The organism is Paenibacillus sp. J22P165 (assembly GCF_059692015.1).
In genome coordinates, this window is sequence record NZ_JCAUAP010000006.1 from 90,404 (window position 1) to 114,807 (window position 24,404).

The following is a 24,404-nucleotide window of genomic DNA, read 5'->3' on the forward strand; positions in this document are numbered from 1 at the left end:
GATGGATTTTTTGTACTGGACACTTTTTGTCATCTCCAACATCTGACTAGACATTTCTTGCACTACGCCTAAAGCGTGTCGCCTTCTCGCAGTCCCATGTCCGAAAGCAAGAAATGTCGGTTTTGCATTCTTGCATTTTCTTTTACAATGAAGATAGGCTGGAGTGTACAAGATGCAGCAGACAGAGGAGGGAACCAATGGCGAGTTGGTTGAACAGCTGGAGACGATGGTTTTATCCGAAGGGGAACGACCGCAGCGGCACTTATCTGAATAGGCTGATTTGGGTCGGGTGCTTATCGGTATGTCTGCCGATTATGATTGCGGGTCTGGTATATTACCAAATTTCTATGGAGCGGACAAAAGAGCAGATTATTGACGAGAGCAATTCCACACTCGTACTGACCAAGGACAGGGCGGAACGGATGCTCCAAGGAATCGAGAAGGACTCTCTGCAGCTGGCGGCTGACCCGATCATGACAGATTTGTTCGCCGGGCGGATTACGGATATGCCTCTGATCTGGCATCTGGATTTGGTCAATAAGATTACACTGGTCAAGAATGCGAATGAATTTATAAAAGAGATTTTTTTTTATAGCACACTAGAAAGCGTCGTTCTAACGAACAATTATGGCTCCATGGAGCTTGAGAATTATAAATACAAGACAGATATTCAGCAGCTCCTGAACGATACAAGCCTAGCGAAGTGGATCTACTTGCCAACGAGTTCGCAGGAGGGCTTGATTACTTTCGTCCGAAAGGTTCCTGTAGGCGGGAGCAACAATGTACAGGGCATCTTGGGATTGCAAGTGGACATTGGGGAGATAGTTCGGTTCCTTCCTGAAAAAGCTGAAGTGTTTCCCATGGGTAAGGAACTGGTATTTCTTAGCACTTTGGGGCAGTCGAAACACAGGGAGAAGCCCATCAATATGGAAGCATGGTCCGGTTACGAAACCATTGCCGCAGCGGAAGACAGCATCGGCAGCTTCTATGAGACCCGGCAGGATGGGAGTGAAGCGCATGTCTCCTACATGAAAAGCACCTTTGGGCGCACGTACGTATCCGTAATTCCAGAGGACATCATTGCCGACAAATTGGCGTGGATCCGGGTGCTGACGATTGCGGTTCTGTTTTTTATCATCACACTTGCTGCGATGTTTACATATTTAAGCACGAAGTCGGTGTATAGCCCGATCGATCAACTGATCAAGCATAGCAGGTTTCTTGGAGCTGGTCGGATTCAAGGAAGCGAGAATGAACTGGAATATATTCGGGCCTGTCTCGATTATTTGAATAAGGAATCCCAGAGGCTCGGCAAGTATATGGAGAAGGTACAGCCGACCTTGCGGGAACGATGCCTTCAGCAGCTGGTAAATGGCGATTATATTCTCAGTGACTCTCTGCTTCACGATTGCGATATGTACGGACTGACGGTGAAGGCGACGTACGGGGTCATGGTGGTGGAGGTTGAGAATGCCATTAGAGAGACTCGATTCCTGCCGAGTGACAAACCGATTATTGCGTTTGCGCTGACGAATGTCATTCAGGAAATGATGGGGGCAAATCCGGATCTACAGGGTTATGTATTCCCATATGAAGGAAGAGGCGTAGGACTGATTCGCTGGGACGATATGGAAGAGCAGGGCAATCTGCCGCAGCGGATGATTGCCTTCGCTCAAGCGGTGAGTGATTCGCTCCAGAGTTACTTGTCCTTTGAGGTATCCGTAGGAATCGGGCGCTGTTACTCACATATTGCTGATGTGCCAGTTTCGTACAAAGAAGCTGTCGTTGCGCTGCAATATCGGATCTATCAGGATACAGCTTCTATTCTCTACATCGAGGATTTGGAAAGCACGAAGACCCGTGCTGTATTCCGTTACCCGAGGGAGCTGGAAGGAACGATTATCGACGCACTGTCCAAAGGAGAAACGCAGCTGGCGGAGCAATCACTTGAGAAATTCACAAAGGCACTGCAGCAGTCGAAGTCGTATCATTTTATTCACCAGAGCTATTCTGTTCTGCTTTCCGCTATTATCACCTCTTTGGAAAAGCAGGGCGGCAGCATTCTAGATATTCTGGAGCACAATCTGTTCGGACAGCTGGAGAGCAAGCATACCTCAAGAGACATCAACGATTGGTTCACTGGCGTACTCTTCCCACTGAATAAGCGACTGACAGAGGAGACGCTGAACGATAATGGGCAGTCGGCTATCCGGCAGATCTGCCAGTATATTCGCGAGCATTGCAGAGAGGATCTCACGCTGGTGCAGTGTGCTGAGCTTGTCGGGATGAGTCCGTCGTACATCAGTCGGTTGTTCAAAAAGGAAATGGGGATCAATTTCCTTGATTACGTCGTTGAATCCAAGGTGGAGGAGGTCAAGTTCCTGCTGCTAGAGACAGATCAGAGCATAAGTGAGATCTCAGCACTCATCGGATATTCGGAGCGGAATCTTACCCGTATCTTCCAGCGTAAGGTACAAATGACACCGAGTATGTTCCGTTCCGCCTATAGGTAATGCTGTTTAACTTTCGAGGCCTGACATGAGTCGGGTCTCTATTTTTTTGACTGCCAAGCACAAGACAGAATTTGACCTTGCAAGTTTGGGCTTGTCCAAAGCAAGTATTGTCTCTATACCGCCATTTTCGACTATCCTACAATAGGCTCACAGGGGGATAATGTTCATCCCGAACTAACCGAAAGAGGTGCATTGAAATGATGGAGACATCCAGAGCCCGTCCCCGCCTGACAACGGCGACAGTCCCCAAGCAAGTCTATTGGTCGCGCCTTCGGCACCGTGTGCTGCAGCATAAATATATTTACATGCTGGCACTGCCGGGCATTCTTTATTTTATCCTATTCAAGTTTGTGCCCATGTGGGGACTGCTGCTTGCCTTTAAGGATTACAATCCGTACAGCGGCTTCTGGGGCAGCGAGTGGGTAGGTTTAAAGCATTTCACCGAGCTCTTCAGCGATAGTAATTTCTATATTATGTTGAGAAACACATTCGCGATCAATATTTTTGGGCTAGTCTTTATGTTTCCGTTTCCAATTCTTTTGGCCCTGATGCTCAATGAGGTACGTCACGAGACCTTTAAGCGGATTAACCAGTCTATCGTGTATCTGCCGCATTTCCTGTCTTGGGTCGTCGTGGCGAGTATGACGTTCTTTATCCTCTCAACGGATGTTGGAATCATAAATAAGCTGATTACGGAGTCCGGAAGCGAGAGCATTGCGTTCTTATCGAACCCTAACTACTTCTGGGGACTCATTACGGCGCAAAACATGTGGAAGGAAGCAGGTTGGGGGACAATTATTTTCCTGGCTGCAATGGCGGGAGTCGATCCGCAGCGGTATGAGGCGGCTGTCGTCGACGGAGCGAATCGGTGGAGACAGATTTGGCACATCACGCTGCCTGCTATCCGCCCGACCATCCTGATCCTGCTTATTCTGCGGCTCGGTCAGATGGCTGACGTAGGCTTCGAGCAGATCCTATTGATGATCAATCCGCTCGTCATCTCCATGGCGGAGGTATTCGATACGTATGCCTACACCCAGGGGATACTCAAGGGGCAGATCAGCGCTGGGGTTACGGTAGGTATGTTTAAAGGCGTGGTCGGTTTTGTACTGGTCATGACTTCCAACTATATCGTGAAAAAACTTGGACACGATGGGATCTATTAACAAGGAGGTGATGATATGAGCTTTGTTACGCGAAAGAAAAAGTTGGAAATGTTCGATTATGTTAACTACACGATTCTTGCCGTGATCTCACTGATATGCGTATTCCCGTTTCTCTATGTGTTCAGTGTTTCATTCACGGACCCAGAGTCTTATGTGCCGCTGGAATTTTATATTTTTCCGGAGAAATGGTCCTTATCGGCCTATAAGTATATTTTATCGACTGACAGTTTCTTGAATGCACTGAAGAGCACGGCGTTTATAACCATCGTAGGTACGGTATTGAACCTTGTAGTCTCGTTCTCTCTTGCCTATGCGTTGACGAAAAAACAGATGCCGGGACGCGGACTGATGCTCATGGGGGTCATCTTCACACTCGTGTTCAGTGCAGGAATCGTGCCGAGCTACTTGTTGATCAAACAGTTGGGCATGCTCAATTCCTATTCGGCTCTGATCTGGCCAGCGCTTACGAATGCGTGGAGCTTGCTCGTCATTAAGAGTTTCATGGAATCGCTTCCTGCCGAGCTGGAGGATGCAGCTAAGATCGATGGTTGCTCCGATGTCGGGGTATTCTTGCGTATTGTTATTCCGTTGTCCCTGCCAGCAATTGCGGCTTTCACTTTATTCTTCGCCGTATCCCATTGGAATACGTACTTCAATGCACTTATTTATATTTCTGATTCCAAGAAGTGGACCTTGCAGGTGCTTATCAAAACGCTCGTCATTGATTCAGACACCATTGGCGTTGGTCAGTCTGGGGGGGATGACAGACTGGTGCCGCAAGAGACCATTCGCATGGCTTCAATTATGCTGGCGATGGGTCCAATTCTGATTGTGTATCCATTTCTGCAAAAGCATTTCGCTAAGGGAGTGATGCTGGGCTCGGTGAAGGGATAGTTTACGTTGAAATTATAATACAGCAGTGACTCAATCAGCCACGCTGACCGGGTCATATTTAGGAGGAAGCTATGAGTGTAGAAAGTAAAGCATGGTGGCAAAGGCCACTCCGAGTCATTCAACCGAATTTGCAAGTACGGGATACCGATTTAATCGACCCGGAGCAGCTCGCAGCGCAGATGAAAAGTATGGGAGCGAATACGATTGTCTTTAATGTTGGAGGCATTTATGCCTGGTATCCGACAAAAGTGCCGTACCATACGGTGAATGAGCATCTGCCCGCCTCGTTTGATTTGCTCCAAGCAGTGATCGAGGAGTGCCACAAGCAGGATATCCGTTTTATAGCCCGGCTCGATTTCAGCAAGACAGAGGATTCGGCTTACCTGAGCCGTCCCGAATGGTTCGCTCGTCAGGTGAACGGCGAACCACTGATTATCGGAGCTAACAGGCCGGGAAATTGGTCGCTGCTGATGTCGACTTGCATTAACAGCGCTTACCGCAATGAAGCGGTAGCCATCCCTGTGCTTGAAGAGATATTGAGAGGCTATGACGTGGACGGCATTTTCTTTAATGCCCCAGGGTATGTTGCCTGTCATTGCGAGGGCTGCCGGAGGAAGTACCGGTCCGTATACGGAAGAGAGTTGCCGCTGGACGTCAAGGAGTTTGCAGCGGATTGGGCATCGACGTGTATGAGAGACAACATGGATAATCTGTATACCTTCATTAAGCAGACTCGTCCTGAAGTTCCAATGATCTTGTACTACAACCTGTACAAGGACAACTTATTTGATCGTGCACAAACGACGGATATGCTTTGTACGGAGCCGCAAGACATTTTGTCGCTCGGGCATCGACACATCCCTGAGTTCTGGAAGCCTGCACTGAGTATCAAGCTGGGCCGATCGCTGCCTGAGCGACCAGCACCTTTCGGTATCGTGCATTCCAGCCCAGGTATGGATTGGCGTCATACGGGACTGCCCCCAGCGGAATACCGCTTCTGGCTGTCGCAAATTCCGGCTCATGGCGGGAGTATCTGGCATTCGCTCACGGGTATTCCGGAAACCATTACAGATAAGCGCATTCTGGATATTGTGTCCGAGTTCAATCGGAACGCAGCCAAAGTAGAGAACTACATGGAGGATGCGCAAACCGTAGCGCAGGTGGCTCTTATGTGGACGGCAGATGCTACAGCAGAGGGCTGGGCTGACGGGCTTATTGCCCGGCAAATTTTGTTCGATGTGCTTCTGCTGGATCAGGCGAAGCTGGAGAGGTTGCAGCAGTATAAGGCTCTTGTGATTCCCGAGGGGATGAATTATACCGAAGAATTTCTCGCTGCGGTTACAGCTTACGTGCATGCAGGGGGCCAAATTCTTGTTGAGGGAGCGATTCCAGAGCGGATCGAGCTTCAGTCCCTACTTGGCATATCACAAGATCAATACAGCAGTGAATATTTGATGGCATCGTATTTGAGATTCGAGGGAGACCGTAATCCACTGCAAAAGGGCTTGGAACAAACGGAGCTCATCGCGCACCGTGGCAGGGTCGTCTATACCCGGCCGGCCAATGCGGAGACTCAGATATTGGCAACACTGGTACCGCCGTTCTCACCGATGGAAAGCGTAGGAGCACCGCCTGAGCGGGCGTCATTGGCTGTCAGCCATACCGACATTCCGCTTGCGCTGCGTGCTGCCTCCGGCGAAGGCCATGCATTGTACTTCCCATTCTCACTGAGCCATCATATTAATGAGTTTAAGTTAGATGAGCATTACCAACTGCTCGCTAATGCGATCGATCTGGCGCTAGGAGAAGAGAAGTTGCTAGAGACGACTCACTATCAAGGGCTGCAGGTGACAGCTTTCGAGAAGGGGGACGAGATGCTTGTCCATTTGGTTAATGGGGCGGGAAGAAGACCGCTCTCGACCGAGCTGCCTCTTTATGGCATCCAAGTGAAGCTGCGTTTGAACGGAAGAAGCGTAAAGTCAGTCCGGCAGTTGATCGGCGGGGAGCCGTTGGCGTATTCCGTCCGTCAGGAGATGCTTCATGTGGAAGTGCCAGAGCTGCAGATTTGGGAGTGCTTACTCATCGAAACAGGCGAATCGTGATATGATCAGGGATAACGAAAGTTTTTGCATTGTATTAGGCAGGATAGGCAGAACCAACCTTAAGGGGGATGTATCAATATGAAAGCACTAAAGAAATATACGGCAATCATGTCTTGTTTCGTGGCTATATCGCTATTGGCTGCTTGCTCGGGATCGAATGAACCCGTTAAATCTGGAGCAACGAGCGGGACTAAGACCGATAACGCACCACTTACGATTAAAATTTTCGCGGGCTTATATAATGAAGTGCCGGATATGAACAATGCGTACTGGACGGAGTGGCAGAAGCGCACAAACACCAAGCTCGACATCGAATGGGTGCCAGACGGAGACTTGAAGACAAAGGCGGATCTTTTGTTCGCCTCCGCAGACCTTCCCGAAGTGGTTGCCTCTCCAGACTCTACGTGGCCGACACTACGCAGTGCGATCAAGAATGGCGCCTTCTGGGATCTTACTCCTTTCCTCGGAGATCTAAGCGAATATCCGAACCTGAAGAAAAATATGGCTCCGGATTGGCAGAAATACTTGTCGGTTGACGGCAAGATCTACGCGGTTCCACGCTCCCGTTCCCGAATCGATAACGGTATCAAGATCCGTAAAGATTGGCTCGATAAGCTGAATATCCCTGTACCAACCACACTTGATGAGTACGCAGCCGCTTTGAAGAAGATCATCGATAGCGATCCGGACGGCAACGGCAAAAAAGATACGCTGGGACTGATCGGACATGGTGTTATTATTAGCGACGGAGATGATGCGTTCGCTGCTGGTTTCGGAGCTCTGGATCCGACCTACAATAGTGAGGGCGGGATGATGGATAAGCGGCTGACCCCGCAATACACGGAGATGGTCAAATGGTTCCGCGGATTGTACACCGATGGTGTGCTGCCTAAGGAGTTCGCGGTTATGAAAAAAACGCAGGCGGAGGAGTTGTATAAGACTGGCCGTGCGGCTTCCTATGCACGAAGCGTATGGTGGGATAAGGAGTGGGAGGATTCAATCAGCAAGACGCAGCCGAATCCGAAGATTATCAACCTGACTCTAAAGGGACCGAAGGATAATGCTATCGTCCTTTCAACAGGGGTATCTGGTGGGTATTACATCAGTAAGAAGGTGCCAGAGGCCAAGGTGAAGCAGCTGCTGAAATATTTTGACTACACGGCTTCAGATGAAATGACTGACTTTGGCTATTATGGTACAGAGGGCGTTCACCACAAAGTAGTCGGAGGACAGAAGGTATTGACGGATCAAGGCGTCAAGGAAGTCAACACGACAAGCAAAGGCGCAGGTGTGCTAGCTTATGCCAAATGGGGCAAAGTGGAGAGTGCTTCTGGTGACAAAACGTACAACGATGCGAAGAAGAAGGAAGTCGAGCAGTACGACACGATCGGCAAGGTTGATCCGTTCCGCTACGTGTATTCCGCAACCTTCAACAACACTTGGCCGAAGTATGAGAGCGAATTCAAATCAATGGTGACCAAGGCAATCGTTAGCCAAATTTCCATGGACGAGTATAAGGCTTATGTCGAGAAGCTGAACAATTTGCCTGAGATGAAGAAGGCTTTCGTGGAAAATGCTGAAGCGTACAAGGAATTTCACAAAAAATAAATAAAGCTGTGCCACAACGGTTATCAGGGGACTTCCTTGGTAACCGTCTGTCAATGAGAGGAGAGAGTGTCATGGCTTGGTGGACGACGAATAAACTGCGTTTGATTCAAAATAATTTGCGTGAATCCGATGCGAATTTAGATGTGGACTCCTTAGTGTCGAAGTTGAAGGAGTTATCAGCGAACGTGTTGATGATGAATGCCGGTGGGATCGTGGCCTTTTATCCGACAGAGCTTGAGTATCATTACCGTGCTGCTGGGCAAAGCAAGGATTTACTTCAAGAGGCCGTGGAAAAAACGCACGCGAACGGGATGAGGTTTATTGCGCGGTTCGATTTCAGCAAGGCACACGAATCGATTTTTCATAAGCGACCGGAATGGTTCTACCGGACCAAGGAGGGTAAGGAGGTTAATTATCACGGTATCGTACATACCTGTGTGAATAGCTTTTATCAACAGGAGTACTCTCTCCAGGTCATCGATGAGGTGCTTACTCGGTACGAGGTGGACGGCATCTTCTTCAATATGTTCGGGTATCAAACGAAGGACTACAGCGGCAAGCATTATGGCATCTGTTTCTGTGACAGCTGTCAGGCCGGATTCCGGGAGTTCAGCGGCGGTCAAGAGCTTCCGGAGACGGAAAGTCTCGAAGATCCAGTGTACCGGCAGTATAAGACGTTTCAGGAAGTGACGACGAAACAAATTCTGGACCGTATTCATGAGCTTGTGAAAAGCAAGGGCAGAGAGATCGCCATCTCCACCTATAACGAGTACAAGGTTGATATTGTCCGCAAGGAGTCCAATACTGACATTCACCGGCCGCAGCCTGTCTGGCTGTACTCCGCTTCAGAGAACGTACAGTCGCTGGAGGATAGCTGGGATGATAAGCTCGTCAGCAACTGCAGCATCAACGCAATTGATCTAGTTCACCGATTTACTGGCGTCTCGAACCATGAAATTAACATTCGTCTGAAGGAAGGGCTGGCCAGTGGATCGGGATTAGACTTCTGCATCATCGGTGTGTTCGAAGATTACCCGGATAGGGAAAATCTCCCAACCGTAGCTGAGATTTTCAACTATCACAAAGAGAATGAGCGTTATTACGGACAGTTTCACTCGATGGCGGATGTAGCACTGATAAAGCCGGGAAGACCGGTTCAGAAACATATGCAGGAATATTACGGCTTGTACAAAATGCTAAAGGAGGATCACATCCTCTTTGATGTCATTCACCAAAGCACGCTTGCGGTCCATGCGGAGCGCCTTAAGGCCTACAAGGTAATCCTCATCCCAGATACGTCGGGTTTCACCGACGAGGAGCTGGAGGTGCTGGAGCGGGCTTATGAGATGGGCGTCAGCCTGCTTGCTACCGGAGGAGCTTTTACTGAGGGGGTGAAGGAGCAGGAGTTTCTGCGGCACGTATTCGATGCAAGTGTGGAGGGGGTTCATCATTACAGCCAGGAGGCGGCCTACCTATGGACGGAAGACAAGCAACTATTCTCGCGTTTCCCTCAGCGTGATTGGGTATTCCTAGATGGGCCGTTGTATCGTCTGCGGCCTGGTGCAAGAGCGCTACGTGAGCTTCCGCTAGTGGAGCCCTCGACCTACGGTCCGCCGGAGCGGGCGTTCGGACACCGCATCATCGAACAGACAGCAGGGGCGCTAGTTGCAGCGAATTCAAAGGGAAGGGCCATCGTCATTCCATGGCAAGCCGGCACACTGTATTATCAACATGGCTTTGCTGATCATAAGAACGTGGTGCTTGACCTTCTGGAGCATGCGGCGGATCAGTGTTGGAAGCTGGCTACGAATGTTCCTTCTTGTGTGGAGGTGTTTTTTCATCGGCTGGATCACGGCACGTACTTGCTTCATTTGCTTAATCTATCAGGCTTCAATGGCATAACTTATCACGAGCCGATTCCGGTGTACGGGATTGAGCTTTCACTTCGCGGATTAGGGGAATGTCAGAGTACTGAAGATTTGGTGACCAAATCCAAGGTTGACTATAGGAATACGGATCAGTCGGTTACCCTTCGGATAGCGGAGTTGAAGGATTTTGCATCGATTGTAATTCGAGTGTAAGCTGGATCAAAGGGAGGCCCTGCATAACCTTCGGCTAGGCCTCCTATTGCTTGATATCGACGTATCACTCATGTGGAAATAAGCCCTTGGCAGATCGCCAAAGGCTTGCTTTCACAACTTGCTTACTTCCCAGTAATCACAATATCCCACTCGTGGATTTCATAGCCTCTGGCGCCTTCGATGACAAACGGATCATTCTCGGCAAAAGATTTGGCTGCTTCTTCGGATTCGGCCATATAAATGACTAGACCTCCACTGCCGTCAACGAAGCGGCCGTTAGCAAAGATGTTGCCTTCACTACGCTTTTTCTCTAGGTAGTCGAGGTGCTGAGGGCGGAATGTCTGACTCTTTTGTGCATCCAGCATGGGTAGAAAGCATGCAAAGTATTTCATTGATGATTTCCTCCGTTCGTTTTGTTTTGTTGAAATAAATACATCGCGGACATGTCCTTTTCTGCGAGCTCGGTCTGTTTAGCTTCACTTAGCAGCTGCAGTGCTTTAGCTCCCATCGGGAGTTCCAAATTTAGCTCGTCTGCCACTTGCTGAACCAAGGCAACATCCTTATGCAGCAACTTCAGAGCAAAGCCTGCTTCAAATTGGTCCTTAGCGATGAAGCTGTTATAGTGTCGGTCGAGAATCCGGCTTTGGGCAAAGCTGTTGCTTAAGATTTGCACCAGGGTACTCAAGTTTGCACCTAACTGCTGTCCTAGGACTAGCGCTTCACTGGCAGCTTGGGTGTGGATGCCCACCATGAGCTGGTTAATCAGCTTCACAACCGTGCCGCTGCCTACCTCGCCGACATGGTAGATATTTTTGCCGAGAGCTTCAAGCAGGGGCTTTGTGGACTCGAACACTTCTGCTTTGCCACCGACCATGATGCTGAGCGTAGCTGATATCGCGCCTGCTGTTCCTCCGCTGACCGGGGCATCTAGAAACGCCATACCTTTGGCCTCAGCCGCAGCGGTAATTTTTTTGTTTAGTTCCGGGGAAACAGTACTAAAATCGAGAAGAATGAGTCCGGTATGTCCATTAGATAGGATGCCGTTCTCTCCAAGATACACATGTTCCACATCTTGTGGCAAGGGGAGACAGGTCATCAATACGTCCATTTCCTTACTGAGTGTTTGCAAAGAAAGACCTACCTGGCCTCCGGCTTCGGCAAAACGTTGCTCTGCTCCAGGACTTCGGTTCAAGCCGTATACCTCGAAGCCAGCCTTGGATAAATTGGTTGCCATTGGCAAGCCCATATTGCCGAGTCCGATAAAACCTACTTTAGTCATTGTCTCAGCCTCCTATCACTATTTTAATAATCTGGCAATATTGCGTACCCGTTCGTACAAATACGTCCCGGCGTTCTCCATACAAGCGTCGAGTGTCACAGGCTCAGGAACGATGGAAAAAGTGGCATGAAAATGGTCCAGCAGCTGTTCCGCTCCGGAGCCTAGACTGCCTGAGACGAGCAGCGCGGGGACCTTGGCGGCTTGGGCCAATGCGGCAACGTGAATCGGAAGCTTGCCGTAGAGTGTTTGAGAATCGCTTCTGCCCTCACCGGTGATGACCCAGTCCGCCGCCGCAATGTGCTCTGGCAGTTTGACAGCTGCTGCAAGCACCTCTGCGCCGGGCGTCAACTTTGCGCCTAGCACCAGCATAGCGAAGCCAAGTCCCCCAGCTGCCCCAGCTCCTGGCAGCTGGCTTAGCCCTGGTTGTCCCAGCTGTTCTTCAACTCTAGCTGCATAGGCTTGCATGGCAGCTTCAAGCGTTTGAAGCTGCTCGGGAGTCCCACCCTTCTGCGGACCGAACACATGGGTCGCTCCAGTATCGCCGCAAAGGGGATTCTTGACATCGCAGGCCACTTGGATGTCGCAGTCCTTCAAACGGACGTCTAGTCCCGATAAGTCGATCGATCGAATGTTTGTCAGTGAAGCTCCGAAGCCGTCGACCGGGTTCCCGTTGGCATCCAGGAAGAGGCCGCCAAGCGCTTGGAGCATACCAATTCCGCCATCGTTCGTTGCACTCCCTCCAAGTCCTAGGAGGAAGCTTCGGTGCCCTTGATCCATAGCTGCCCGAAGTACCTCGCCGATACCGCGCGAAGTGGTTCTCATTGGATTCCTCTGAATGGGTGTAATCATGACCAAGCCACATATGCTTGCTGCTTCCAGCACGGCCATACCCCCTGGCAGTTGGCCAAATTGGACTTCGACGCTTTCTCCCAGTGGCCCCGTTGCCATTAAGGGAAAAAGCGTACCGTTGGTGGCAGCCACCAACGTATCTACCGTGCCTTCGCCCCCGTCGGCGATTGGAATGACAGTTACGACGGCGTCTCGGACTTCCTGTAGAATGGCTTGCTTCATAATAGTTCCCGCCTCCAAAGAGGTGAGACTGCCTTTGAAGGAGTCCGGAGCAATCACAATGTTCATGTAGGTGACTCCTTTCATTTGATTTATAACTAAATTATAGCTCGCACTAGAAAGCAAAGTCTTTATAGATGGCATACAAAATGAGGGCAAGAAATCCTTTTGTTTTTGGTTATTGTGCAGAAAAATGAATGAGGTGACCACGTATGTTGACACGCGATTTGGCGCAAGAAATCGTAGAAGAGACGATGAGACGTTTAGACCGAAATATAAACATCATGGATGAAAACGGCAGCATTATAGCAAGCGGAGATGCGGTGCGGCTGGACACGTATCATGAAGCGGCAGCTGAGGTCATCCGAACAGGGCAGACACTGGTGATATCGCCTGATAACCAAGGGCGGTGGCGAGGTGTAAATGTCGGGGTGAATCTCCCCATTATGTTCCAGAACCGAACGGTTGGCGTAATCGGCGTCACAGGGGCTCCAGAGGAAATTTTGCCTTATGGGGAATTGGTGAAAATGACGACGGAAATGATGCTGAAGCAAAACTATTTGAAGCTTCAAACAGAATGGCAGCAAATTACGATGGATATCGTAGTGGAGGAACTCATTCGTGCGGAAAACCAAAATCTTCAAGGAGCACTTCATCGGCTTGATACGTTAAAAATGACCATGAAACCGCCGTATCAGCTGGCTGTCGTCTATTTGCCAAATCGAACCTCGTATTCGCAGTCTGTGCTGCGCTTGGCTGAATCCGTTATGGGGAATGCCAGATTGGTTAGCAGCTTTCTCAATGTCCATACGTGGGTTATTGTCTTTTATGACAGAACGGAGGCCCGTGTGCGGAGAGATTTGGAGCGACTGCAGGATCTGTTACGCAATCAGGGCATTGAAGCGCAGTCCGGCATGAGCTCCTCCGTGTGCTCATTCGAGGATATCGCCTATGCTTACCAAGAAGCGTGTGCGGCGCTTAAGCTTGGATTGAAGCAGGGGAGGGCGATTACTGGGTATCTTGAGGTGGAAACCCAAGCGCTCCTTAGTGAAGTGCCGACGGAGTCCAAGGAAAGGTTCATGGGCCGGCATCTGCCGAAGCTTCCAGAGAAGCTGCTTGTGACGCTGCGCGTATTCCTTGAATACAACTTGAACATCGCCAGAACGGCCGAGCGGCTGGAGATTCATCGCAATTCATTAGTTTACCGGCTGACGCAAGTAAAGGAATTGACGGGCTATGACCCGCAGCTATTCCAGGATGCCATTTCGTTGCAGTTTCTAGTATGGCTCAAGGAGTAAAGATGGCTCCAAGATAATAAAAAGAGGGTGCCCCGCCACAAATATGGCGTTGGAGCACCCTCACACGTTTAGGCATATAAATTATTTCGTTGATACAGGTTTGATGGCTTCTGTCCATTCGTTATACTTCTGAAGGGCTGCGCCTTGTTCAATCGCATGACGAGCCATATAGATGCCTTCCTCGATGGAGCCTGCTTTTTGTGAGATCCATAACCGGACAGCACTATTGAGCAACACCATATTTAAATAAGGGAGTGCCGCATCGCCGCGAAGAACAGATAATGTGGTCTCAGCTTGAAGTTCAGCTGTCCATTCCACAACCGGAACCTCAACCATCAACTCATAAATTTCAGGATCTACAATGAATAATTCACTTGTTCCCTCTTGAATGAGGTAAGTTCTTGTACGTTTATCAACGCCTAAGTCCTCTGACCCTTCCATTCCTTGCACAACAATACCACGAGACACACCCAATTCAATGAGCAAATTCGTGATCTTCTCAAAAACCGTACCATGAAACACGCCGACAGCCATGTAAGGAGCTTCTGTGAAGCGCAGCAATTTCTCAGCGGTATTGAACACAGTTCTCAAACCAAGTTCTTTGCGCAACTCGCGCAGTTCACCAAGCGGTTGACACCAGCTTTCGGTAGGTGTGAACAGGAATCCTGTCCGCGCTGCAGCTGAGATCAAAGCTTCTCGCGATGCTTCCAGCGCATTTACACCCAATGCAGTAAGCACATCAGATAAGGTGATGCCCCATTTTGGTGGCATGCTCGGGCTGCCGTGCAAAGTTGTTGGTAATCCGCAAGCTGCTAGCACGAAGGCGGTTGGCAATGTGGCGATGAATGTACGCGAGCGACCATCGTACGGACCAGCGCAGTCCATACTTCCTGGCATAGGGTAGGTGCTTACACGCTGACGCAGCGCGTTAATGAAGGCTTTGATCTCATCAGGGGATTCCATTTTAATTCGTTCTGCTACAAGAAAAGCGCCAATTTGGGCTTGTGTGGCTTCACCGGTCAAAATAAGTTCGGCTGCTTGTGCAGCTTCTTCGTAGGATAAGTCTCTTGCTCCGCGTTTACCGCGACCTACTTCTTTTAATAAGGATATCATCTTTTGCGGCCCCCTTTGTTCTGATCCTGTAGTATCTGATATACCTTGACGATGGAGGTTGCAACGTCGACCATACGCTTACGTTCATTCATAGCTTGTTTACGGAGAAAATCATAAGCTTCAGCCTCAGAGATGCCCTTGATTTCGCATAAAATTCGCTTCGCTTGATCAACCCACTTGCGCTCTTCGAGCTTGGAAAGTAGCTGTTCGCGTTCTTGCTGCCACTCGGTTCGTTGGAAATAATGGTTCACACCAAGTATCAAAGCACAATGAATTTCCAGTGGGCTCATTCTGGAGCCGATTAAGCCATCAATTCCTGCATCCATTTTGCATTCATTAGAAGGAAATGTATGTGTATCACACCACCAGAACAATGGAAGGCTCCGCTGTGCGAGCAACCGTATACGCCAATCCGTTACTTGTTCAGGTTCTACCGATAATAATACCGCATCGACCTTGGGGAGGATAAAGGAAATTTCTTTCATATTAGATGTAGAATAAATGCGAAATCCTAAATCTTTCATAATTTCAGCAGGCAAAAATTCATTTCCTTGAAAATCTTCCGTTCGAACAGTATGCGCGGGCTCAGAGGAGGTAGCTGAGCGAGTTGACATAAACTCGTCGACCAATATGAATGATTGTAACATGGGAATACCTCCATCTTGAATAACTTTTTCATGATAAGTTCATGTTAGGTTTAGATGCTGATTGGTATTATTATACGGCAATACTATAGCATATGCACCTAAAATTTGTCGATATACTCCCCGTGTTCTTATTTTCAATATTTTTGTGTTATGTTTATTGACATGTTGTCATGTGCATCGTATAATCAAGTTAAGAAATCGGCACAATGATGTGCCACCCACTTAACGAAGGCAATGGCGCCTATCCCCTTACAAGTACGTAAATGGATAGGCTTTTTATGTTCTCTTTTATGCAAGGAATCAAATAATCGATCATGCTGATCACGATGAAGTGGCGGCAGTGGCAATGAGGCCGATGAACATCCCACGATTGATGGGTATGTTTGTCGGCCTTTTCTGTTAATGTACAGTCACAACGTAGGGTAGGAAAAAAAGAAGGCGAAAAGCCTCGAAAAAAGGAGAGAGAATACATGGTTGATCGGAAAAGTTTTATGCAAGTGGGGCACAAAGGGTCATTGTTCAGTTCATTCTTGTATTTCGACATGAGCTTCATGGTATGGGTTTTATTAGGACCACTGGCTGTTATTCTCTCTAATGATTTCAATCTGAATGCTGCGGAGAAAGCCAACCTTGTTGCCTTACCGACATTAGGCGGCGCAGTACTTCGCCTTGTGCTAGGCGTGTTGACAGACAAAATCGGTCCAAAACGGACAGGACAGATTGGGCTTTCCTTAACCCTTATCCCTTTGCTGTGGGGATGGTTGTTCGCTAATACAATGGGAGAAATGTATTTCGTAGCATTGATGCTAGGTATCGCAGGCGCAAGCTTTGCCGCTGCATTGCCGCTCGCAAGCAGCTGGTACCCGCCGCAGTATCAGGGATTAGCCATGGGGATTGCAGGAGCAGGGAACAGCGGAACGATCTTTGCTACCTTGTTCGCGAATCGTCTCGCTCAGCATTACGGAGATTGGCATGTGGTGTTTGGGATTGCTTTGATTCCCATTCTATTAACTTTAATTATATTTAGTGTTTTGGCGAAGGACAGTCCGAATAAGCCAGCGCCTAAGACATTAAAGGAATATGGCAAAGTACTGAAGCAAAGAGATTCTTGGTTGTTCTGTATCTTCTATAGTGTCACTTTCGGTGGATTTGTAGGGATGGCTTCTTATCTGACTATTTTCTTCAATTCACAGTATGGGCTTTCACCTGTACGTGCAGCAGATTTTACAACACTATGCGTTATTGGGGGCAGCTTCTTCCGTCCTGTGGGTGGTTGGCTTGCAGATAAAATTGGTGGCATTCGTATGTTAATGGTGCTATACGGTGTAGTTGGCATCATGATGGCAGGTATCTCTACCCTTCCTTCACTCTCACTAACAACGGTTATGCTTTTCGTTGCTATGATGGCTTTCGGGATGGGGAATGGCTCGGTATTCCAGCTGGTGCCGCAACGTTTCCGGACGGAAATTGGGGTTATGACAGGAATTGTAGGAGCCGCAGGAGGATTTGGGGGTTACTTCTTACCTAAAATTCTTGGGAATCTGAAGCTATCGACGGGCTCATTCACACCAGGTTTTCTGATTCTAAGTGGAATTGCTCTTTCTTGTATCGTGATCATTGCGGTTGTTCAAGGGCAATGGAAGCGCACATGGATTGGTGAAGGCGGGAAAGTGAAAGTAACACCAGCAAGCATGGATACCATTCAGGCATAAAGTAGGCATGGCATGCCGCTGATTCCACTTGGTCAGCGGCACAACCTGTAAAGTTTTTGCTCATGCAGCCTGCTCATCAGGCTGTATGGGCAAAGACGTTACGACTAGCGTCTTTGCAGTTGATCAAACTGCTTAAGCTCCATATCCCATATTCGTCATTTGGGGGCTTAGCTCCTGAATGACACTTTTTTACAACTACTACAATTAAATAAATGCCCTAGTAAATGGATGGAAGGATGATCACAATGACAGTCAAAAAAGAGAAGTTAGTCCTGGTCGGAAACGGAATGGCGGGCGTAAACGCCGTTGAACATTTACTAAAGCTGACACCTGATAAATATGAGGTTACGATTTTCGGCAGTGAACCGCATCCCAATTACAATCGAATCTTGTTGTCCTATGTGCTTTCCGGTGATTCTAAAGTCGAAGATATCGTCATTCATCCCTACGAATGGTATACAAATAACAACATTACCTTATACACGAATCAGACTATTACGAGTGTTGATACGATTACACAAACCGTAACGAGCGATAAGGGACTGACAGTTTCCTACGATAAATTAATTTTGGCAACCGGATCTAATCCGTTCATGATTCCTATGCCTGGAGCAGATAAAGAAGGCGTCATGGCCTATAGGACGATTCGTGATTGTGAAATTATGATTGAGTCGGCTAAAAAGTACAAAAAAGCGATTGTCATCGGCGGTGGCTTGCTTGGACTGGAAGCGGCACGTGGATTCCTCAATCTTGGTATGAAAGTGGATGTCGTTCATATCGTCGACACGATCATGGAACGTCAACTGGATCGGACCGCATCCAAAATGCTGCAAGCTGCTCTTGAAGAGCAAGGCATCAACTTCCTGCTGGAGAAACAATCCGCAGAAATTATTGGCGACAAACGCGTGACTGGCCTCAAATTCAAGGACGGCACCGTTGCTGAAGCAGATCTTATTGTTATGGCCGTGGGGATCAGGCCTAACGTAGCGCTTGCGAAAGAATCCGGCATCGAATGTAATCCCGGCATTATCGTTAATGATTACTTGCAAGCGAGTGTTCCGAATGTGTATGCTGTCGGCGAATGTGCGATGCATAGAGGGATCGCTTATGGTTTGGTGGCACCGCTCTATGAGCAAGGTGCTGTACTTGCGAAGCATTTGGCCGGGGTCGAAACAGGCCCGTATGAAGGCTCTATTTTGTACACGAAGCTCAAAGTATCCGGTGTTGATGTGTTCTCAGGCGGTCAATTCGTTGAAGCCGAAGGAACCAAAGCGATTCGTATTCACGATGAATTCTCCGGTGTCTATAAGAAAGTCGTAATCAAAGACAACAAAATTATCGGTGCAGTACTCTTTGGAGATACGGCTGACGGCACGAGACTCATGCAAATGATTCGGGAAGAAACAGATATTAGCGGTATGGGGAAAACGGCGATTCTAACGGACGGTTCCAGTGGCGGTGGTGGTGCGGCTTCTGGGGTTGCAGAGATGAAGGATGACGCGATTATCTGCGGTTGTAACGGTGTAACGAAAGGGACGATTTGTTCGGCCATTAAGGATCAGGGCTTAACGACTGTAGATGAAGTGAAGAACTGCACAACAGCATCACGTTCCTGCGGTGGCTGTAAGCCGTTAGTTAGTGATTTGTTGGCCTTTACCCTAGGGGCTTCTTATGATAAAAATGCTGCAAAAGAAACCATCTGTAGCTGTACGACACATACACGTGATGAAGTCGTTACGGCGATCAGAGAAAAAGGTTTATCTCATGTGCGTGAAGTGATGAACGTTCTTGAATGGAAAAATGAAGAGGGCTGTTCGAAATGCCGTCCAGCATTGAATTACTATTTGGGCATGATTAGTCCTGAAACGTATAAAGATGACAGCACGTCTCGATTCGTCAACGAGCGTATGCATGCCAATATTCAAAAGGATGGTACGTACTCCGTTGTTCCACGGATCTATGGCGGTGTTACGAATCCAACCGAACTCAAACGGATTGCGGAAGTTGCTGAACAATTCAACGTGCCAACTGTAAAATTTACTGGAGGACAACGACTCGACTTGCTTGGTGTGAAAAAAGAAGATCTGACCGCGATGTGGGAAGCGCTGGATATGCCATCAGGGTACGCTTACGGGAAAGCCTTACGTACGGTTAAAACGTGTGTCGGCGAAACCTTCTGCCGCTTTGGTACGGGGGATGCGATGGGCGTCGGAATCGAGTTAGAGAAACGCTTCGAGCGTCTGAATACGCCAGCCAAAGTGAAGCTTGCTGTATCGGGATGCCCGCGAAATTGCGCAGAATCAGGGATTAAAGATTTAGGTGTCGTATCCGTTGATGGTGGCTGGGAGTTATATGCGGGAGGTAACGGGGGCGTCAAGGTACGCGTGGGTGATTTGATGAGCACCGTTAAGACCGAAGCTGAAATCATTGAATATACAGAAGCTTATCTGCAATATTACCGTGAAACAGGGAAATACGGCGAGCGTACGAGCGAATGGGTACACCGTCTTGGCATCGATCATATCCGTGATGTTGTTGAGAATGAAGCTGAACGTAAACAATTGTGTGACCGCATGGATCTGGCACTTTCCGTGACCAAAGATCCTTGGAAACAAGCGATTGATAGTAAGAAAATCCAACGTGATCTCTATGAGGTTGTTGAACTGAAGTAGAAATAGAGAGATATAACGGGAGGAGCAGAGAACATGATAACACAAAATGAGCAAATGATTTGGGTGCAAGCCGTTTCTTATGAGGATTTAGCTATTAATACGGGAAAAACGATTCGTTATCAAGGGGAAGAAGTTGCCCTGTTCAAATTGAAAAGCGGGAAGCTACAAGCGATTCAGAATCGTTGTCCGCACAAAGAAGGCGTTCTAGCTGAAGGTATTGTCTGTGATGACCATGTATTCTGCCCTATGCATGATCGCAAAATTCATTTGCCTTCGGGACTCGTGCAAGCGCCGGATACTGGCTGCGTGAAAACGTACCTCACCAAAGTGGATGATGGAACAGTTTATATTGGGTTTCCTAAAGCTAACGAAATGGCGAGTTAATTTATTCCTACTATATCTACTATAAAAGAGATTGTTCCACGGGGGTGGAGTGCGTGAAAGAATATCTGGTCACATTATCAGATGAACAACCCTCCTCCCATTGTTGCTTTTGCAGTATGCAGTGTGGATTGGAGATAGCACCTAGTGAGAAGACCGAAGGCCTCACCATTAAACCGAGTGCGAAGTTTCCAGTTGCAACAGGTCGTCTGTGTCAAAAAGGCTTGAATGCCTTGGAGCACGTCGTCCACTCGGAACGTATCCTAGAGCCGCTTCATAGGGAGACAGCTAGAGTAGGATCGTGGCAGCCGGTGTCTTGGGATCATGCGTATGCAGATATTGCGGAGAGAATTAACGTGCTGCAGGCTGAACATGGGCGAGACGCCGTTGGTGTGTATGGTGGAGGGTCTTTAACGAACGAAGTAAGTTACTTACTTGGGAAGTTTACGCGTGTGGCTTTGAGGTCCAAATATATCGATTATAACGGTCGCTATTGTATGTCATCGGCGGCTGCAGCGAGTAATCAAGCTTTCGGTATCGATCGCGGCATGACGATGCCATTATCGGAAATTCCTAATGCGAAATATATCATTTTGGCAGGTACGAATATTGCAGAGTGCCAACCAACGATGATGCCCTATCTATTAGAAGCAAAGAAAAAAGGCGCTTTGATCGTAACCATCGATCCCCGTAATACCATGACATCCAAAACAGCGGATATTCATGTGCGGCTTCAACCGGGTTTCGACTCTGTCTTCATTAATGGGCTCATTCATGTGATGATTGCAGAAAACCTCGTTGATCAGAAGTTCATCGATTCACGGACATCTGGCTTTGAACAAGTGAAAGAAGCGGTCAAGTCGTTCACGCCGGCTCGTGTGGAGTATTTAACAGGTGTACTTGAAGCTGTGACTCGTACCATTGCACGTGGCTTCGCCAAAGCGGAGACCGGGATCGTGCTTACAGCAAGAGGTTTGGAGCAGCAAGTGAATGGGGTTGAGAACACACTCAATTACATTAACTTAGCACTGCTTACGGGTAAAATAGGGCGTTCAGGCTGCGGCTATGGGGCTGTGACCGGTCAAGCGAATGGTCAAGGAGGGCGCGAGCACGGACAAAAAGCTGATCAACTGCCAGGCTACCGCTTGATCGAAGATCCTGCAGCTCGTGAACATGTCGCCAAAGTGTGGGGCATCGATCCAAGCGAGCTGCCGGGCAAAGGTGTTTCTGCTTATGAGCTGTTGCAGAAAATAGATGAAGGTGAAATTAAGGCATTAATCGTGCTGGGCTCTAATCCTTTGGTCTCAAGTCCGAATAATAAAATGGTAGAGCGTGCCCTGCAAAAGCTAGAGTTGCTTGTAGTCGCCGATATGTTCGAGACTGAAACCGCACGGTATGCACATTATATTCTTCCGGCGTCCTCCTTTGCGGAAGCGGAAGGCACCATGACCAACCTCGAGGGGCGCGTGTTCCATCGGAGGAAGGCTATGGAGCTGCCGGGGAATTGCAAGCTCGATTATCACATTATCAGTGAGCTAGCTGACGCATTAGGACGGGGTGCTTACTTTCAATATGCGGGTATTGAAGACGTGTTTCGTGAACTAGCCGCAGCTACAGCAGGCGGCAAAGCTGATTATAGCGGCATTACCTACGAGCGCTTGCAAAAGGAAAAAGGGATCTTCTGGCCCTGCGGATCGGCAGACCATCCAGGTACACCGCAATTATTCCAAGATCGTTTTCATCATGCGGATGGCAAAGCCAAATTATTCGGTATTCAACCCAAAATGCCAGCAGAGCCCATTGATTCCGACTTTCCTTTCGTGCTGACAACCGGCCGACTGGCAAATCACTACCTAAGTGGTGCTCAGACGCGCAGAACCGAAGCCCTCAATAAGAAGGCACCCGTGCCGGTTGCCGAAATTCATCCCTCATTGGCCAAACGAATCGGCCTGAGCTTAGAACAAAAAATCCGGATCACCAGCCGGCGTGGCTCACTTGTTTTTCAAGTCAAGGTCACCGAGGGCATTCAACCGCGTACCATTTTCGTCCCGTTCCATTGGGGCGACGAGCATTCGATTAACGTGTTGACGAATGATGCGTTGGATCCGACGAGTCGTATGCCTGAGTTTAAAATTTGCGCAGTGAAGGTTGAGCGAGTTGAGTAGATAGATCGCCCCAGTTGAAATTCGACTGGGGTGTTTGTTTGATTAGACTAGTACCCGAACCCGAACCCGAGCCCGAACCCCGAGCCCGAACCCCGAGCCCGAACCCCGAACCCCGAACCCCGAGCCCGAACCCCGAACCCCGAACCCCGAACCCCGAACCCCGAACCCCGAACCCCGAACCCCGAACCCCGAACCCCGAACCCCGAACCCCGAACCCCTAACCCCAGTACCTGCACTCAACCAATCAACCATTCCTCATCTTGCAACCCCTGACCCAGAACTCACCACCACAAACTTCCTTTTAAACTTTAACTGGATTTTATACAGTTATTTCGACGGAATTACGCCGAATATTCTACTTAGATGGAAAAAGTGCAGTTAATTTTTCCCGTTTACCTCGATACTTCTAAAATGAGCAAATATAACTACATAAAATCCATCTAAATTCAAAATCAGCTCGTTTTGAGCGAAATTTGATGTACAAAATCCAGTTAATTTGCGTGGTAGAAGCCTACAACAAACATAAAAGCCCCCATTCCCCTCAATAGAGGGTGGGTGGCTTGCATGGATCCCTTCGCTGACGGAATCAGATCTTTAATTCCCCAAGCTTAATCAGTTCTACAACCGCTTGTGAACGACCCTTTACGTTCAGCTTTTGCATGACGTTCGATATATGATTCCTCACAGTCTTTTCACTTATGAAAAGCTGCTGTGCGATATCCTTTGTCGTTTTGTCCTGCACTAAGAGTTCGAATACTTCGCGTTCGCGGTTCGTAAGTAAAAATTTGTTTTTGTGGTCGCTGCCCATGGATGTGTGTCACCCCTCCTTGCTCGGGTATTGGGAATTACAAGGTTAAGGGATACAGTCAAAATTAGTTTATGAAGGGCTGTTGTCAATGGTGCGGTATCTAGAGAAAAATAGGCGAATTGTATTTTTGAGTTTCCACGCTAGGCGTGGTAAGCTGAAATGAGATGAATTTGAAACCGAGAGGAGCTGCTTCAGATGTTCAGACGTGATTATTTGATGAAACAGATTGAACAATTGACGGTGGTGCTGCATCGGATTCTTTTTAACAAGGAACATATCCCGATTGAAGATGCGCAAAGACAGTTAGATGAAGCCAGTCGTCATTTATTGGGTTTGAATATTCGTTCTCTCCAATCTTTGTCCAGTAAGGATATTCTGGAGTTGCTATCCTACCAAGGGAGCATCGATACGGCGAAGGCGTTGGTGATTAGTGATATGTTTGTGGGGCAAGGTGATCTTCTTCACCAGCATGAAGAGGATAGCGAGGCTTACTGGGCATATCTGAAATCGTTGGATCTCCTTTTACATTTGTCGCTGTCAGATGAAATTGAGCCTGAGGATGAAGTCAATCAGGAAATTGCCACTCGGATGGTCGTTGGTTTGAATCATTTGAAAGGCTGGGAAATCCCTGAAGGAACGCAGAGACTGCAATTTTCCCATTATGAGAAGCAAGGCAATTACGCGAAGGTTGAAGATGTTTTGTTTCATTATATGGAGGACCATCCGGAGCAGAAAGAACTGCCGTCACAAGGTCTTATTTTTTATGAAAAGCTGTTGCAGGTAGAGGACGAGCAATTGAAGGCTGGAAATTTTAGCAAGGAAGAAGCAATTGAGGGTTTACGGATTATTAAATCGAGGCTGCTCTTATAACATTATCTAATTATAAAGTTGAAGGTG

The 24,404-nt window shown here is 48.3% G+C and carries 18 protein-coding genes; 12 read left to right on the forward strand and 6 right to left on the reverse strand.

The genetic code is table 11. The annotated features are described in order from the left end of the window. Positions 1 to 197: 197 nt before the first annotated feature. The 6 genes from AC58QM_RS15595 (at position 198) to AC58QM_RS15620 (ending at position 10,364) form a co-directional block, all read left to right on the forward strand. Positions 198 to 2,513, forward strand: coding sequence for a helix-turn-helix domain-containing protein (locus AC58QM_RS15595; RefSeq protein ID WP_497285451.1), 2,316 nt, complete (start codon positions 198 to 200; stop codon positions 2,511 to 2,513). Positions 2,514 to 2,713: 200 nt separating this feature from the next. Beyond that, positions 2,714 to 3,679, forward strand: a complete 966-nt coding sequence (locus AC58QM_RS15600) for an ABC transporter permease (RefSeq protein WP_497286027.1) — start codon at positions 2,714 to 2,716, stop codon at positions 3,677 to 3,679. A gap of 15 nt (positions 3,680 to 3,694) precedes the next feature. Continuing rightward, on the forward strand, positions 3,695 to 4,573 hold the full coding sequence (locus AC58QM_RS15605) for a carbohydrate ABC transporter permease (protein ID WP_497285453.1): 879 nt from the start codon (positions 3,695 to 3,697) through the stop codon (positions 4,571 to 4,573). Positions 4,574 to 4,644: 71 nt separating this feature from the next. Further along, positions 4,645 to 6,675 (forward strand): hypothetical protein, encoded by a 2,031-nt coding sequence (locus AC58QM_RS15610; RefSeq protein WP_497285455.1) that lies wholly within the window; start codon positions 4,645 to 4,647, stop codon positions 6,673 to 6,675. Between the two features lie 78 nt (positions 6,676 to 6,753). After that, positions 6,754 to 8,283, forward strand: a complete 1,530-nt coding sequence (locus AC58QM_RS15615; protein WP_497285457.1) for a type 2 periplasmic-binding domain-containing protein — start codon at positions 6,754 to 6,756, stop codon at positions 8,281 to 8,283. Positions 8,284 to 8,354: 71 nt separating this feature from the next. Next, positions 8,355 to 10,364 carry a family 10 glycosylhydrolase gene (locus AC58QM_RS15620; protein WP_497285459.1) on the forward strand — a complete coding sequence of 670 codons (2,010 nt, stop codon included), beginning with the start codon at positions 8,355 to 8,357 and terminating at the stop codon, positions 10,362 to 10,364. 122 nt (positions 10,365 to 10,486) lie between these two features. Here the strand turns inward: AC58QM_RS15620 and AC58QM_RS15625 are convergent, their stop codons facing one another. The 3 genes from AC58QM_RS15625 to AC58QM_RS15635 are packed head-to-tail and all read right to left on the reverse strand — an operon-like array spanning position 10,487 to position 12,780. Further along, entirely contained in the window at positions 10,487 to 10,756 is a 270-nt protein-coding gene (locus tag AC58QM_RS15625) for a YciI family protein (RefSeq protein WP_497285461.1), read from the reverse strand. Beyond that, the gene (locus AC58QM_RS15630) at positions 10,753 to 11,643 is read right to left on the reverse strand and encodes an NAD(P)-dependent oxidoreductase (protein WP_497285463.1); all 891 of its coding nucleotides are present in this window, start codon (positions 11,641 to 11,643) and stop codon (positions 10,753 to 10,755) included. The genes AC58QM_RS15625 and AC58QM_RS15630 overlap by 4 nt, the downstream gene beginning before the upstream one ends. Positions 11,644 to 11,661: 18 nt before the next feature. After that, entirely contained in the window at positions 11,662 to 12,780 is a 1,119-nt protein-coding gene (locus AC58QM_RS15635) for a glycerate kinase family protein (protein WP_497285464.1), read from the reverse strand. A 143-nt stretch (positions 12,781 to 12,923) separates the two neighbouring features. On the opposite strand from AC58QM_RS15635, the gene AC58QM_RS15640 reads away from it, so the two are divergent. Further along, positions 12,924 to 14,009 carry a CdaR family transcriptional regulator gene (locus tag AC58QM_RS15640; protein WP_497285466.1) on the forward strand — a complete coding sequence of 362 codons (1,086 nt, stop codon included), beginning with the start codon at positions 12,924 to 12,926 and terminating at the stop codon, positions 14,007 to 14,009. A gap of 81 nt (positions 14,010 to 14,090) precedes the next feature. On the opposite strand, the gene AC58QM_RS15645 is transcribed toward AC58QM_RS15640, so the two are convergent. Both AC58QM_RS15645 and AC58QM_RS15650 read right to left on the reverse strand, forming a co-directional pair. After that, positions 14,091 to 15,122 (reverse strand): anthranilate phosphoribosyltransferase, encoded by a 1,032-nt coding sequence (locus AC58QM_RS15645; protein ID WP_497285468.1) that lies wholly within the window; start codon positions 15,120 to 15,122, stop codon positions 14,091 to 14,093. After that, positions 15,119 to 15,769, reverse strand: coding sequence for an ANTAR domain-containing response regulator (locus AC58QM_RS15650; RefSeq protein WP_497285470.1), 651 nt, complete (start codon positions 15,767 to 15,769; stop codon positions 15,119 to 15,121). The genes AC58QM_RS15645 and AC58QM_RS15650 overlap by 4 nt, the downstream gene beginning before the upstream one ends. A 470-nt stretch (positions 15,770 to 16,239) precedes the next feature. Here AC58QM_RS15650 and AC58QM_RS15655 point away from each other — a divergent pair, with 470 nt between their 5' ends. From AC58QM_RS15655 to AC58QM_RS15670, 4 genes are all read left to right on the forward strand, one after another. Next, a complete protein-coding gene (locus AC58QM_RS15655; protein ID WP_497285472.1) occupies positions 16,240 to 17,481 on the forward strand; it encodes a nitrate/nitrite transporter in 1,242 nt (413 codons plus the stop codon). A gap of 245 nt (positions 17,482 to 17,726) precedes the next feature. After that, positions 17,727 to 20,153, forward strand: a complete 2,427-nt coding sequence (gene nirB / locus AC58QM_RS15660) for a nitrite reductase large subunit NirB (protein WP_497285474.1) — start codon at positions 17,727 to 17,729, stop codon at positions 20,151 to 20,153. A gap of 33 nt (positions 20,154 to 20,186) precedes the next feature. Continuing rightward, positions 20,187 to 20,537 (forward strand): nitrite reductase small subunit NirD, encoded by a 351-nt coding sequence (nirD, locus tag AC58QM_RS15665; RefSeq protein ID WP_497285476.1) that lies wholly within the window; start codon positions 20,187 to 20,189, stop codon positions 20,535 to 20,537. 53 nt (positions 20,538 to 20,590) lie between these two features. Beyond that, entirely contained in the window at positions 20,591 to 22,699 is a 2,109-nt protein-coding gene (locus tag AC58QM_RS15670) for a molybdopterin oxidoreductase family protein (RefSeq protein ID WP_497285478.1), read from the forward strand. 586 nt (positions 22,700 to 23,285) lie between these two features. On the opposite strand, the gene AC58QM_RS15675 is transcribed toward AC58QM_RS15670, so the two are convergent. Continuing rightward, complete coding sequence (locus tag AC58QM_RS15675) at positions 23,286 to 23,507, reverse strand: helix-turn-helix domain-containing protein (protein ID WP_028556998.1); 222 nt, start codon at positions 23,505 to 23,507, stop codon at positions 23,286 to 23,288. A gap of 195 nt (positions 23,508 to 23,702) precedes the next feature. Between AC58QM_RS15675 and AC58QM_RS15680 the strand changes: the two genes are divergently transcribed. Beyond that, positions 23,703 to 24,377: a DUF6483 family protein gene (locus AC58QM_RS15680; RefSeq protein WP_497285480.1), complete on the forward strand. Its 675-nt coding sequence runs from the start codon at positions 23,703 to 23,705 to the stop codon at positions 24,375 to 24,377. Positions 24,378 to 24,404: the final 27 nt, after the last annotated feature.

Excerpts from the sequence above, each read along its gene's own strand:
- AC58QM_RS15630 (WP_497285463.1), bottom strand. The coding sequence starts at position 11,643 with ATGACTAAAGTAGGTTTTATCGGACTCGGCAATATGGGCTTGCCAATG.
- AC58QM_RS15635 (WP_497285464.1), bottom strand. The coding sequence starts at position 12,780 with ATGAACATTGTGATTGCTCCGGACTCCTTCAAAGGCAGTCTCACCTCT.
- AC58QM_RS15595 (WP_497285451.1), top strand. The coding sequence starts at position 198 with ATGGCGAGTTGGTTGAACAGCTGGAGACGATGGTTTTATCCGAAGGGG.
- AC58QM_RS15620 (WP_497285459.1), top strand. The coding sequence starts at position 8,355 with ATGGCTTGGTGGACGACGAATAAACTGCGTTTGATTCAAAATAATTTG.
- nirD (WP_497285476.1), top strand. The coding sequence starts at position 20,187 with ATGATAACACAAAATGAGCAAATGATTTGGGTGCAAGCCGTTTCTTAT.
- AC58QM_RS15640 (WP_497285466.1), top strand. The coding sequence starts at position 12,924 with ATGTTGACACGCGATTTGGCGCAAGAAATCGTAGAAGAGACGATGAGA.
- AC58QM_RS15605 (WP_497285453.1), top strand. The coding sequence starts at position 3,695 with ATGAGCTTTGTTACGCGAAAGAAAAAGTTGGAAATGTTCGATTATGTT.
- AC58QM_RS15655 (WP_497285472.1), top strand. The coding sequence starts at position 16,240 with ATGGTTGATCGGAAAAGTTTTATGCAAGTGGGGCACAAAGGGTCATTG.
- AC58QM_RS15610 (WP_497285455.1), top strand. The coding sequence starts at position 4,645 with ATGAGTGTAGAAAGTAAAGCATGGTGGCAAAGGCCACTCCGAGTCATT.
- AC58QM_RS15650 (WP_497285470.1), bottom strand. The coding sequence starts at position 15,769 with ATGTTACAATCATTCATATTGGTCGACGAGTTTATGTCAACTCGCTCA.
- AC58QM_RS15645 (WP_497285468.1), bottom strand. The coding sequence starts at position 15,122 with ATGATATCCTTATTAAAAGAAGTAGGTCGCGGTAAACGCGGAGCAAGA.
- nirB (WP_497285474.1), top strand. The coding sequence starts at position 17,727 with ATGACAGTCAAAAAAGAGAAGTTAGTCCTGGTCGGAAACGGAATGGCG.
- AC58QM_RS15600 (WP_497286027.1), top strand. The coding sequence starts at position 2,714 with ATGGAGACATCCAGAGCCCGTCCCCGCCTGACAACGGCGACAGTCCCC.
- AC58QM_RS15680 (WP_497285480.1), top strand. The coding sequence starts at position 23,703 with ATGTTCAGACGTGATTATTTGATGAAACAGATTGAACAATTGACGGTG.
- AC58QM_RS15615 (WP_497285457.1), top strand. The coding sequence starts at position 6,754 with ATGAAAGCACTAAAGAAATATACGGCAATCATGTCTTGTTTCGTGGCT.
- AC58QM_RS15625 (WP_497285461.1), bottom strand. The coding sequence starts at position 10,756 with ATGAAATACTTTGCATGCTTTCTACCCATGCTGGATGCACAAAAGAGT.
- AC58QM_RS15675 (WP_028556998.1), bottom strand. The coding sequence starts at position 23,507 with ATGGGCAGCGACCACAAAAACAAATTTTTACTTACGAACCGCGAACGC.